12 protein-coding genes are annotated in these 12189 nt (G+C 36.8%); all 12 read left to right on the top strand.

The window, feature by feature from the left end; all coding sequences use genetic code 11:
• Window positions 1–6: 6 nt before the first annotated feature.
• Complete coding sequence (yabG, locus tag AB1279_RS23930; RefSeq protein WP_336484603.1) at window positions 7–870, top strand: sporulation peptidase YabG; 864 nt, start codon at window positions 7–9, stop codon at window positions 868–870.
• A gap of 139 nt (window positions 871–1009) precedes the next feature.
• Window positions 1010–1285 carry a biofilm formation stimulator Veg gene (gene veg / locus AB1279_RS23925; protein WP_035433605.1) on the top strand — a complete coding sequence of 92 codons (276 nt, stop codon included), beginning with the start codon at window positions 1010–1012 and terminating at the stop codon, window positions 1283–1285.
• Between the two features lie 96 nt (window positions 1286–1381).
• Window positions 1382–1561, top strand: coding sequence for an acid-soluble spore protein SspF (gene sspF, locus AB1279_RS23920; RefSeq protein ID WP_001985066.1), 180 nt, complete (start codon window positions 1382–1384; stop codon window positions 1559–1561).
• A 185-nt stretch (window positions 1562–1746) separates the two neighbouring features.
• Window positions 1747–2616, top strand: a complete 870-nt coding sequence (gene ispE, locus AB1279_RS23915; RefSeq protein WP_429752865.1) for a 4-(cytidine 5'-diphospho)-2-C-methyl-D-erythritol kinase — start codon at window positions 1747–1749, stop codon at window positions 2614–2616.
• Window positions 2617–2670: 54 nt separating this feature from the next.
• The gene (gene purR / locus AB1279_RS23910; RefSeq protein ID WP_429752864.1) at window positions 2671–3519 is read left to right on the top strand and encodes a pur operon repressor; all 849 of its coding nucleotides are present in this window, start codon (window positions 2671–2673) and stop codon (window positions 3517–3519) included.
• A gap of 374 nt (window positions 3520–3893) precedes the next feature.
• Complete coding sequence (locus tag AB1279_RS23905; RefSeq protein ID WP_429761236.1) at window positions 3894–4268, top strand: RidA family protein; 375 nt, start codon at window positions 3894–3896, stop codon at window positions 4266–4268.
• 154 nt (window positions 4269–4422) lie between these two features.
• Window positions 4423–4716, top strand: a complete 294-nt coding sequence (gene spoVG, locus AB1279_RS23900) for a septation regulator SpoVG (protein WP_000454042.1) — start codon at window positions 4423–4425, stop codon at window positions 4714–4716.
• Between the two features lie 358 nt (window positions 4717–5074).
• On the top strand, window positions 5075–6454 hold the full coding sequence (gene glmU, locus AB1279_RS23895) for a bifunctional UDP-N-acetylglucosamine diphosphorylase/glucosamine-1-phosphate N-acetyltransferase GlmU (protein ID WP_429761235.1): 1380 nt from the start codon (window positions 5075–5077) through the stop codon (window positions 6452–6454).
• Window positions 6455–6472: 18 nt separating this feature from the next.
• Complete coding sequence (locus tag AB1279_RS23890) at window positions 6473–7426, top strand: ribose-phosphate diphosphokinase (protein ID WP_429752862.1); 954 nt, start codon at window positions 6473–6475, stop codon at window positions 7424–7426.
• A 69-nt stretch (window positions 7427–7495) separates the two neighbouring features.
• On the top strand, window positions 7496–8056 hold the full coding sequence (gene pth, locus AB1279_RS23885) for an aminoacyl-tRNA hydrolase (RefSeq protein ID WP_429761233.1): 561 nt from the start codon (window positions 7496–7498) through the stop codon (window positions 8054–8056).
• 71 nt (window positions 8057–8127) lie between these two features.
• Entirely contained in the window at window positions 8128–8352 is a 225-nt protein-coding gene (locus AB1279_RS23880) for an anti-sigma-F factor Fin family protein (protein ID WP_154713001.1), read from the top strand.
• A gap of 235 nt (window positions 8353–8587) precedes the next feature.
• Window positions 8588–12118, top strand: coding sequence for a transcription-repair coupling factor (mfd, locus tag AB1279_RS23875; RefSeq protein WP_429761232.1), 3531 nt, complete (start codon window positions 8588–8590; stop codon window positions 12116–12118).
• The last annotated feature ends 71 nt before the right edge of the window (window positions 12119–12189 follow it).

The raw sequence follows: 12189 nt of genomic DNA, 5'->3' as shown, positions 1-12189 counted from the left end.
AGAAGAATGGCTGTACACGTTGGAGATTTAGTGGAGAGGAAGTCTTATCAGCGCGACCTTCTTTTTCGAGTAACAGAAATAAAAGATACGATAGCAATTTTGTTTGGGGAAGAATTTCGGCTCGTAGCAGATGCACCAATAGAAGATTTAGTTCTTGTTGATCAACGAGATTATACGAAAAGAGTGAAGCAGGAACGGGAAACAATGGAAAAGACATATCGTTTATTTCAACAGGATTACGTATTAATGAGGCAGCGTAATGAATATCAATCAACAGGTGGTTATACAAATGAAGTAAATTACTTTCAAATGCCAGGAAAAGTGCTTCACCTTGATGGGGACCCTTTATATTTAAGAAAATGTTTAGATTTATATGCGAAAATCGGTGTGCCAGTACAGGGTATTCATTGTAAAGAAACAGAGATGCACGAGAAGGTTCTAGATTTAATTGAACATGTTCGTCCTGATATCTTAGTGATTACTGGGCATGATGCCTATACAAAGTCAAAAGGAGAAATGGGAGAGTTAGCAGCTTACCGTCATTCTAAGCACTTTGTACAGGCTGTACGTACAGTACGAAAGAAGTATCCCTCATTAGATCATCCTGTTATTTTTGCTGGGGCGTGTCAATCGCATTTTGAAGCTCTTATTCGAGCTGGAGCCAATTTTGCCAGTTCTCCGTCTCGGATTAATATTCATGCATTAGATCCAGTATATGTTGTAGCAAAAGTGAGCTTTACTTCTTTTATGGAACGAGTCAATGTATGGGATGTTATACGCAATACAGTAACTGGTGAGAAGGGGCTTGGCGGAATTGAGACGAAAGGGATTTTACGAACAGGATTGCCGTTTCAATATTATGATGAATAAGCAAGGTAAGCATTTACCTTGCTTTTCATATGCTTGCTTTTGGAAATTTGGATAAAAAAGTATAAGAACGTACAGACTATACATATATGATTTATAATTTTATACTTTCTATCCCAATTACAGCGAGGTGTAGCATGATATGTCGAAACGTTTAGATGAAATCAAAAGTGCACTGGACCATCATCTTGGTCAGAGGCTTATGCTAAAAGCGAATAGTGGGCGAAGAAAAACGATCGAACGATCTGGTGTGTTAGCAGAAACATATCGTTCTGTTTTCGTAGTTCAACTTGACCAGCAAGAAGATACATTTCAGCGTGTTTCTTATAGTTATGCAGACGTATTAACAGAAACAGTTGAGCTTACGTTTTATGATGCACAAGATAATGAAATCATGTTAGGGGAACAGTCTGTTTAAGAATAGTCTTTGTTTGATTACATATATTTTCCGGAATTGAAGAAAGTGGTAGTGTCACATACTAAATGTACCGTAGCTATAAAAGGGGGGCTTGCGTTGAGTAGACGAAGAGGAGTCATGTCAAATCAATTTAAAGAAGAGCTTGCAAAAGAGCTTGGATTTTATGATGTCGTGCAAAAAGAAGGATGGGGCGGAATTCGTGCGAAAGATGCTGGTAACATGGTCAAGCGTGCAATTGAAATTGCAGAGCAGCAATTAATGAAACAAAACCAGTAACAGTAAGATACTTCTATGCTACGGTAGCCGAGGAGATGCTCCTCGGCTTTTTGCACGCGAAAAAGTGGTATAAGTAGTTTCATTCTTGATGCTTTTCGTTATAATTAGGGAAGTGTCATCGTTCTACTATAAATTTATGGTAAAATAAACGATAAAAGATTGAGTACATAGAGTAGGTGAATAGATTGAAGCTACTAGTTAAAGCACCAGCAAAAATTAATTTGTCGTTAGATGTACTAGGAAAAAGGCCAGACGGTTATCATGAAGTTAAAATGATTATGACAACAATTGATTTAGCGGATCGGTTAGAACTAACAGATTTATCTGAAGACCGGATTGAAATCGTGTCTCATAATCGTTATGTCCCAGATGACCAAAGAAATTTAGCTTATCAAGCGGCAAAGCTGTTAAAGGAACGATTCCAAGTAAAAAGAGGAGTATCCATTGCAATTGAAAAAGCAATTCCAGTTGCAGCGGGACTGGCAGGTGGAAGCAGTGATGCGGCTGCAGCGTTACGAGGTTTGAATCAACTATGGAATCTTGGACTTACAATTGATGAACTTGCAGAATTAGGTGCCGAAATTGGATCAGATGTATCATTTTGTGTATATGGTGGAACTGCCATTGCAACGGGCCGTGGAGAGAAAATTGAACATATTAAGACGCCGCCTTCTTTCTGGGTTATTTTGGCAAAGCCGCATATTGGTGTATCAACAGCGGACGTATATGGAAATTTACGATTAGATCGTGTAACACACCCAGATGTAGATCGTATGGTGGAAGTGATTCAAAATGGTGACTATGAGGGAATTTGTCATACAGTTGGTAATGTATTAGAAGATGTAACATTTTCAATGCACCCTGAGGTTGCACATATTAAAGCACAGATGAAACGTTTCGGTGCAGATGCAGTCCTAATGAGTGGTAGTGGACCAACAGTTTTTGGTTTAGTTCGTCACGATTCACGCATGCACCGTATTTATAACGGATTAAAAGGATTTTGTGATCAAGTATATGCAGTACGTTTATTAGGAGAGCGAGAAAGTCTTGAATAAAGACGTATAATAAGTTATGATTTGTTTAAAATATTCGTAATTTGAGGTGAGAGCGTGAAAATCAGACGAAGTACAAGGTTGGTCGATATGACTTATTATTTGCTTCAAAATCCTCGTCAGTTAGTTTCTCTCACTTTTTTTGCTGAACGGTATCAATCTGCTAAATCTTCAATTAGTGAAGACTTAGTCATCATTAAACAAACGTTTGAACAACAAGGAGTCGGCACATTACAAACGGTACCAGGTGCAGCAGGAGGAGTGAAATATATCCCATATATAAGTCAGGAGGAAGCAACGCAAATTATTAATGAGCTTTGTAAATTATTTGAGAATCCTGATCGCATCCTTCCAGGCGGTTATTTATATATGACGGATCTTTTAAGTAACCCGCGTTATATTAATGGTGCAGGGAGACTTTTTGCTTCTGTATTTGCAAGACAGCCAATTGACGCTGTTATGACGGTTGCAACGAAAGGAATTCCTTTGGCATATGCAGTAGCCAATTACCTAGATGTCCCAGTTGTGATTGCTAGAAAAGATAATAAAGTAACAGAGGGCCCAACGGTAAGTATTAATTATGTATCAGGTTCTTCTAAGCGTATACAAACAATGACATTAGCAAAGCGCAGTCTTCCGGAAGGCGCAAATGTATTAATCATTGATGATTTTATGAAGGCTGGCGGAACTGTGCAAGGTATGATAAGCATGCTTGAGGAGTTTAATGCAAATGTAGTGGGTATTGGTGTGTTAGTGGAATCAAGTGATATTGAGGAAAGACTTGTTGATAACTTTGTTTCATTAATTCGCTTGTCTGAAGTAGATGTGAAAGAAAAGGCGATTCAAGTGGAAAAAGGAAATTACTCTTTGAGTCCGTTTGCTGATATGATTGTAGATACTGAGTGAGGTAAAGTGAAACTTTTATTAGTAGAGGGTTTTTAGCCCTCACTGACGAAAAACTTTTACCAATCGGGTGGCAAGTAGCAGGATAAATAATCTTCTTAATAGAGTGGTTTGAAAAAGATGCTATGCGCTAGAGTAGGGAAAAGATAAAGCAACCGCTTTATCTTTTTTTATAAAGTGAAGATGGCTTTTTCTTATTGATAATAAGCCCCCACCTAATTTTTTTGTTTTGGGTATTCCTGATGCATTTCAATAGATATGTTTTAGCAGACGGTAGGCTCTCGATTTTTAGGGAGGTTACCGCCTGCTAAAACTACAGTTTCCCTGTTGGGAGTAGTTTGCGAAAGTGGGAAAAAAATATAAAAGGGTGAAAAAGGATGAAAGTAGTTCAAACAAATGAAGCACCGCAAGCGATTGGCCCATATTCACAAGGTATGATTGTAAATAATATGTTTTACAGTTCAGGACAAATTCCTTTAACAGTAGCTGGTGAACTTGTGACTGGCGATGTAAAGGAACAAACAGAGCAAGTGTTTCGAAACTTACAGGCAGTATTAACAGAAGCTGGAGCATCGTTTGAAACAGTTGTAAAAACCACTGTATTTTTAAAAGATATGAATGATTTTGATGCAGTAAATGAAGTATACAGTACATATTTTTCTGTACATAAACCGGCACGCTCTTGTGTGCAAGTAGCAAAATTACCGAAAGATGTATCAGTTGAAATTGAAGTCATTGCCCTTGTGAAATAAGAATTTGTAAGCGGTAACGTCTGTTTTATTTCCATATTCAGTTAAAATAAAAATTTTTATCTTAAAAATTTTTAAAAAATTGAAGGAGAAATAGAAAATTTGTGGAATTTATAGAAATATATCGCTTATTTAGAAAAAGGGTGGTGAACACAAGATGGAAGTGACTGACGTAAGATTACGCCGCGTAAACACAGAGGGTCGCATGCGAGCGATTGCTTCTATTACACTAGACCATGAGTTTGTTGTTCATGATATTCGTGTAATTGATGGCAATAATGGATTATTTGTAGCAATGCCAAGTAAACGTACTCCAGATGGAGAATTCCGTGATATTGCTCATCCGATTAATTCTAATACTCGTTCTAAAATTCAAGATGCGGTTTTAACTGAGTATCACCGTTTAGGCGAGTTAGAAGAAGTTGAGTTTGAAGAAGCTGGAGCTTCGTAAAATTCGAATAAGAAGAGCTCTATAATAAGAGCTCTATAATTTTGGCAAACTCCTGTAAGTATTTACAGGAGTTTGTTTTTGTTTACCCCGCTATTCGCAGGCGATAAGACTCCGGTTGGCTTAACCATTAGCGGGTGGCGAAAATCCCCCATTAATGGAAATTTTACGTTATATACTTTCTTCCTCAATCTTCCTTTAAAAAGAAATAGTATAGCTTATTTCATAAAAAAGATACTAAATACTAAAACATTACATAAAAGTTATGGTAAAATTTAATAGTTATGCAGTGTTTCTTGAAATATATAATTATTTAAGATAATATCTTTAATGGATAAATAGGTTGCGATGGAGGGTCTATATGTCAAAAAGATTTGCAGTGATTCTTGCTGCAGGAAAAGGTACGCGTATGAAGTCAAGTTTATACAAAGTACTTCATCCTGTATGTGGGAAACCGATGGTACAGCATGTAGTTGATCAAGTCTCTCAGCTAGAAGTACAGAAACTTGTTACGGTTGTTGGACACGGCGCTGAAAAGGTACAAGATCAATTAGGAAGTGCAAGTGAATTTGCATTGCAAACAGAGCAGCTAGGAACAGCGCATGCCGTTATGCAAGCAGCCGATGCACTGGGGAACGAAGAAGGAACAACATTAGTAATTTGTGGTGATACGCCTCTTATTACAGCAGAAACAATGGAAGCTCTGTTAAAGCAGCATGAAGAAGCAGGTGCAATGGCAACAGTACTAACAGCCTGCATAGAGGAACCAACTGGTTATGGACGAATTGTTCGTAATGAGAATGGTCATGTTGAAAAAATTGTCGAACATAAAGATGCAAATGAAGTAGAGAGAGCTATTAAAGAAATTAATACAGGTACGTATTGTTTTGATAATAAAGCGCTATTTGCTTCCCTTTCTAAAGTTTCTAATGAAAATGTGCAAGGAGAATATTACCTTCCAGATGTAATTGAGATTTTGAAAAATGAAGGTCATATTGTATCTGCCTATCAAACAGAGCATTTTGATGAAACGTTAGGAGTTAACGACAGAGTCGCTCTATCGCAAGCGGAAGACATTATGAAAAAACGTATTAACCGTAAACACATGGTGAATGGTGTTACAATTATTGATCCGAACAACACGTATATTTCTGTCGATGCAAAAATCGGTAATGATACGGTTATTTATCCTGGGACAATTATTGAAGGTTATACTGTTATTGGGTCAAATTGTGAAGTTGGACCGCATACAGTAATCCGTGATAGTGAAGTGGGAGATAATACAACAATTCGCCAGTCTACAGTTCATGATAGTAAGATTGGTACTGATGTTGCAATTGGGCCATTTGCTCATATCCGCCCGCAATCTGTTATTGGTAATGAAGTACGCGTTGGAAACTTCGTAGAAATTAAAAAGACTGTTTTCGGAAACGGAAGTAAAGCTTCTCACTTAAGCTATATTGGCGATGCACAAATTGGAGAAGGTGTAAACCTTGGTTGTGGTTCTATTACGGTAAACTACGATGGCCAGAATAAGTTTAAAACTGTGATCGGGGACGGCGTATTTATTGGTTGTAATTCAAACCTTGTTGCTCCTGTAACAGTTGGAGATGGTGCTTATGTTGCGGCGGGTTCTACAATTACAGAAGATGTACCAGCAAAAGCATTATCAATTGCACGTACACGTCAAACAAACAAAGAAGACTATGTTGATCAATTGCTGAACAAGAAAAATTCATAATGTGGAGGGTTAATCTAGATGTCTAATCAATATCTAAATTCTAATTTGAAAGTGTTTTCTTTAAACTCTAATACGGGGCTCGCTGAGCAAATTGCAAAGCACATTGGAGTAGAATTAGGAAAATGTTCTGTTGCGCGTTTTAGTGATGGAGAAATTCAAATTAACATTGAAGAAAGTATCCGTGGTTGCGATGTATTTGTTATCCAATCTACAAGTTTCCCAGTAAACGAGCATATTATGGAATTGCTTATTATGATTGATGCATTAAAACGTGCATCTGCGAAAACAATTAACATTGTTATTCCTTACTATGGTTATGCACGTCAAGATCGTAAAGCGCGTTCTCGTGAGCCGATTACAGCGAAGCTTGTTGCGAACTTACTTGAAACAGCGGGTGCTACTCGTGTAATTACTCTAGATTTACATGCTCCACAAATTCAAGGATTCTTTGATATTCCAATCGACCATTTAATGGGTGTACCTATTCTTTCTGATTACTTTGAGAAGAAAGGTCTTAAGGATATCGTAATTGTATCTCCTGACCATGGCGGTGTAACACGCGCGAGAAAAATGGCAGATCGTTTAAAAGCACCAATCGCTATTATCGATAAACGCCGTCCGCGTCCAAACGTAGCAGAAGTAATGAATATTGTAGGTAATATCGAAGGTAAAACAGCAATTTTAATTGATGACATCATTGATACAGCTGGTACAATTACATTAGCAGCAAACGCTCTTGTAGAGAACGGTGCTTCTGAAGTATATGCTTGCTGTACACACCCAGTTTTATCTGGTCCAGCAATTGAACGTATTCAAAATTCAAACATTAAAGAGTTAGTTGTAACAAACTCTATCTTATTACCAGAAGAAAAGAAAATTGATAAAGTACAAGAACTTTCTGTTGCTCCATTAATTGGAGAAGCAATTATTCGTGTTTACGAAGAAGAATCTGTAAGTGTACTATTTAATTAATTGGATAGAATGAGACGTAACCAATTTTGGTTACGTCTTTTCGTATCGAAAAAAGAAAGTGGTGTTACAATGAAATTAATAGTAGGACTTGGTAACCCAGGGAGAGAATATGAATTAACAAGGCATAACATTGGATTCATGGCTATCGATGAATTGTCTAAACGTTGGAATATCCCGCTCAATGAACAGAAATTTAAAGGGTTATTTGGTGCGGGTTTTGTGAATGGAGAGAAAGTTATTTTATTAAAGCCCCTTACATATATGAATTTATCTGGAGAAAGTATTCGTCCACTTATGGATTACTATAAAATTGATGTTGAAGATTTTGTAGTGATGTACGATGATTTAGATATTCCAGTTGGCAAATTGCGACTTCGTATGAAAGGTAGTGCCGGTGGGCATAACGGTGTAAAATCAACGATTGCACATTTAGGAACGCAGGAATTTCAACGTATTCGTATGGGAATCGACCGTCCTAAAAATGGGATGAAGGTAGTTGATTATGTGTTAGGTCGTTTTACAGTAGATGAGATGCCAGAAGTAGAGCGAGCAATTGAAAAAAGTGCAGATGCATGTGAAGAATGGCTGAAAACTCCATTTTTACAAGTTATGAATACTTTTAATAATTAACGTTTTGGAAATGGAATATTTTCCTGTACTTATATCCATAATAGTAATAATTGTACGGCTAGGAGGAATATATGGACGGACATTATCACTGCAGACATTGTGGATGTAAGATAGGTAGTATTACGGCAGAAAAAGTATATGGCTTTGTATTGGGTCAACTAACAGAGCAAGAGCGATTAGAAATGATTCATTTTGATGAAAACGGAAATATATATATAAAAACAATTTGTGAATCGTGTCAAAAAACGCTCGCATCCTATCCTGAGTACTATGAATATGAATTGTTCTTACAATAGAGTGAAACTTCCATCAGTGAGTGGTTCTTCCTCCCAATGATGGTTAGTTGAACGATTATGAGTAAACTTCTATCCTCCTTTTTAAAAATATGGAGATGGAAGGCCTGTTGCTTATAGAGGATGGGATGCAATGTTTTCGCTTTGGCTTGTCCAAAGCATTTTTCTGTTTTCTTTTTCCAAAATATTTGCATAAAATATAGTAGCTTGCTCTTTATGTTGAGAGGAGTTTTGAAAGATGATAGGTTTACTAGAGCAGTTTTACGAAAATAAAGAAATACAATCGATTATAGATGGGTTAGAAGGAGGATTAAAAGAACAGCTTATCTCGGGTATGGCAGCCTCTTCTCGTTCATTATTAATGGCTAGTTTATATAAAAAAACACAGCAGTCACAACTTGTCGTAACGCATAATTTATACCAAGCGCAAAAAGTATATGAAGATTTAGTTTCATTAATTGGAGAGCAGAATGTTTGGTTATATCCCGTAAATGAATCTATTGCATCAGAAATTGGTGTTGCAAGTCCAGAACTGAAGGCGCAGCGTATTGAAGTATTGAATCGTTTAGCGGCTGGAGAAAAGGGGATTATTGTGGCTCCTGTTGCTGGTTTGCGTCGTTTTCTACCAACAAAAGAGATGTGGAAGAAACAGCAAATTGAATTAAAAATGGGACAAGAAATTGATCTTGATGAATTGCTTTATGTGTTAACGACTATGGGATATGAACGTAAATCTATGGTAGAAGCACCTGGAGAATTTAGTGTTCGTGGTGGGATATTAGATATTTATCCATTAACGGAAGAACTGCCGATTCGTATTGAGTTTTTTGATACAGAAGTAGATTCTATCCGTTCCTTTACTGTAGAAGAGCAGCGTTCGCAAGAGAAGATAGAGAGCGTATCATTTGGCCCGGCTACAGAATTTGTATTTTCTAAAGAAGAAATCGAACTTGGTGTGCAGAAGCTAGAAGCAAGCTTAGCTAATACACTAAAAAAAGTATCTGATGAGAAATTAAAAACAACTATATTAGACACTGTAACGTATGAGCTGGAATTACTGAAAAATGGACAGATTATCGAGCAGATGTTTAAATATTTATCTTTATTTTATAATGAGCCTGCTAGTCTAATAGAATATTTACCGGAAAATGGTGTTGTTATTCTAGATGAAGTTTCTCGAATTCAAGAAACTGCAGATCATTTAGAAACAGAAGAGGCGGAATGGTATATATCGCTTCTTGGAGAAGGTGCAATTGTTCAAGATTTATCTTTTTCTCATGATTTTGCGCAATTTTTACACCATAAAAAAAGAAGTTTCTTATACTTAAATTTGTTTTTACGTCATATTCCACATACACATCCGCAAAATATTGTGAATTTGACATGTAAAACAATGCAAGATTTTCATGGTCAAATGAATTTATTAAAAACAGAAATTGATAGATGGACGAAAAGTCGTTTTACAACGGTTGTACTAGGCGCAAATGAAGAGCGAACGAAGAAATTGCAGCATATTTTAAATGATTATGATATTGAAGCAGATATTATTGAAGGGACAGATGTATTGCTTCCGGGGCGTGTCCAGGTTGCGGTAGGTGATCTACATGCAGGTTTTGAAATGCCGATGCAAAAGCTTGCGATTATTACCGAAAAAGAATTATTCAATAAAAAGGTAAAAAAATCACAGCGTAAGCAAAAACTTTCGAATGCAGAGAGAATTAAAAGCTACTCTGAATTAAAAGTTGGCGATTATGTTGTTCACGTAAATCACGGTATTGGTAAATTTTTGGGGATTGAAACTCTGGAAATTAACGGGGTCCATAAAGATTATTTGCATATCAAATATCAAGGAAATGATAAATTATACGTCCCAATTGAGCAAATTGATCAAGTGCAGAAGTATGTAGGATCTGAAGGGAAAGATCCGAAAATTTATAAACTTGGTGGAAATGACTGGAAGAAAGTTAAGACAAAGGTAGAAAAATCTGTTCAAGATATTGCAGATGATTTAATTAAATTGTATGCAGAGCGTGAGGCTTCAAAAGGATACGCATTTACTCCGGATACTTCTGAGCAACAGGAATTTGAATCATCGTTCCCTTATCAAGAAACAGAAGATCAGCTGCGTTCAATTACAGAGATTAAAAAGGATATGGAGCGCAGTCGTCCGATGGATCGCCTACTTTGCGGCGACGTTGGATATGGAAAAACAGAAGTGGCAATTCGTGCTGCTTTTAAAGCAATTATGGATGAAAAACAAGTTGCAATTTTAGTACCAACGACAATTTTAGCGCAGCAGCATTATGAAACAATTCGAGAGCGTTTTCAAGATTATCCAATTAATATTGGATTATTAAGCCGCTTCCGTACGAGAAAGCAACAAAATGAAACAATTAAAGGATTAAAAGATGGTACTGTTGATATTGTTATCGGTACACATCGCCTTCTTTCAAAAGATGTCATATATAAAGACTTGGGATTACTTATTATTGATGAAGAGCAGCGATTTGGCGTGACACATAAAGAAAAAATTAAGCAACTAAAAGCCAATATCGATGTACTTACATTAACGGCAACGCCAATTCCACGGACACTTCATATGTCTATGTTAGGTGTTCGTGATTTATCTGTTATTGAAACACCGCCAGAAAATCGTTTCCCAGTGCAAACGTATGTTGTGGAGTATAATCCGGCGTTAATGCGTGAAGCGATTGAACGTGAGCTTGCACGAGGTGGCCAAATATACTTTTTATATAATCGCGTTGAAGATATTGAGCGGAAAGCAGATGAAATTTCGATGCTTGTTCCTGATGCGCGGGTAACCTTTGCGCATGGAAAGATGAATGAAAGTGAATTGGAATCTGTTATGCTTTCCTTCTTAGAGGGGCAACATGATGTACTTGTAAGTACAACGATTATTGAAACCGGCGTTGATATTCCCAATGTAAATACATTAATCGTATTTGATGCGGATCGTATGGGGTTATCGCAGTTGTATCAATTGCGTGGTCGGGTAGGACGCTCAAATCGCGTTGCCTATGCATATTTCACTTATAAACGTGATAAAGTGCTATCTGAAGTTGCAGAAAAACGTTTGCAAGCCATTAAGGAATTTACAGAGCTCGGGTCTGGATTTAAAATTGCAATGCGTGATTTATCTATCCGTGGGGCTGGTAATCTATTAGGTGCAGAGCAGCATGGCTTTATTGATTCTGTTGGTTTTGATTTATATTCACAAATGTTAAAAGATGCGATCGAGCAGCGTAGAGGTACGAACATGGAAGAGCAAGTGCCTGATGTTGAAATTGACCTAGAGGTAGATGCATACTTACCAGATGCGTATATTTCTGACAGTAAACAAAAAATTATGATGTATAAGCAATTTAGAGGTGTTTCTACTATTGAGGATATTGAGGAATTACAAGAAGAAATGATTGATCGCTTCGGTGATTATCCGCAAGAGGTCGGATACTTACTGCAAATTGCGAATATTAAAGTGTTAGCAATGCAAGAAAAAATTGAATTAATGAAACAAACAAAACAAGAAGTTACGATGCTATTTTCTGAAAAAGCCAGCCAAAATATTGATGGCGGGAAATTATTTATGCTCGGTAGCAGTTTTGGGCGTATGATTGGTCTTGGTATGGAAGGTTCTCGTTTAAAAATTGTGATGAATGTTCGTGAAATAGAAACATCGAAGTGGCTTACAATTGCTGAAAATTTACTAAAAGGCTTAAAAGATGTGAAAAAAGAAGAGATAAATGCCTAAATGAGGATAAAAAATACAATTCGACGTGTATAGAAGAACTAATGTGTAAAATACTATGCTTAATAGTTGGT

Origin of the sequence: Bacillus sp. S14(2024), assembly GCF_050473785.1 — a bacterium.
In the GTDB taxonomy this organism is placed as follows: domain Bacteria; phylum Bacillota; class Bacilli; order Bacillales; family Bacillaceae_G; genus Bacillus_A; species Bacillus_A yunxiaonensis.
The sequence above is the reverse complement of the archived record's forward strand: the minus strand, read 5'-3'. Positions and strand labels throughout refer to the sequence as shown.

What these genes read in the sequence shown, in the direction of transcription:
- AB1279_RS23890 (WP_429752862.1), top strand. Translation starts at nt 6,473, where the DNA reads ATGTCTAATCAATATCTAAATTCTAATTTGAAAGTGTTTTCTTTAAAC.
- AB1279_RS23905 (WP_429761236.1), top strand. Translation starts at nt 3,894, where the DNA reads ATGAAAGTAGTTCAAACAAATGAAGCACCGCAAGCGATTGGCCCATAT.
- mfd (WP_429761232.1), top strand. Translation starts at nt 8,588, where the DNA reads ATGATAGGTTTACTAGAGCAGTTTTACGAAAATAAAGAAATACAATCG.
- yabG (WP_336484603.1), top strand. Translation starts at nt 7, where the DNA reads ATGGCTGTACACGTTGGAGATTTAGTGGAGAGGAAGTCTTATCAGCGC.
- spoVG (WP_000454042.1), top strand. Translation starts at nt 4,423, where the DNA reads ATGGAAGTGACTGACGTAAGATTACGCCGCGTAAACACAGAGGGTCGC.
- glmU (WP_429761235.1), top strand. Translation starts at nt 5,075, where the DNA reads ATGTCAAAAAGATTTGCAGTGATTCTTGCTGCAGGAAAAGGTACGCGT.
- veg (WP_035433605.1), top strand. Translation starts at nt 1,010, where the DNA reads ATGTCGAAACGTTTAGATGAAATCAAAAGTGCACTGGACCATCATCTT.
- AB1279_RS23880 (WP_154713001.1), top strand. Translation starts at nt 8,128, where the DNA reads ATGGACGGACATTATCACTGCAGACATTGTGGATGTAAGATAGGTAGT.
- pth (WP_429761233.1), top strand. Translation starts at nt 7,496, where the DNA reads ATGAAATTAATAGTAGGACTTGGTAACCCAGGGAGAGAATATGAATTA.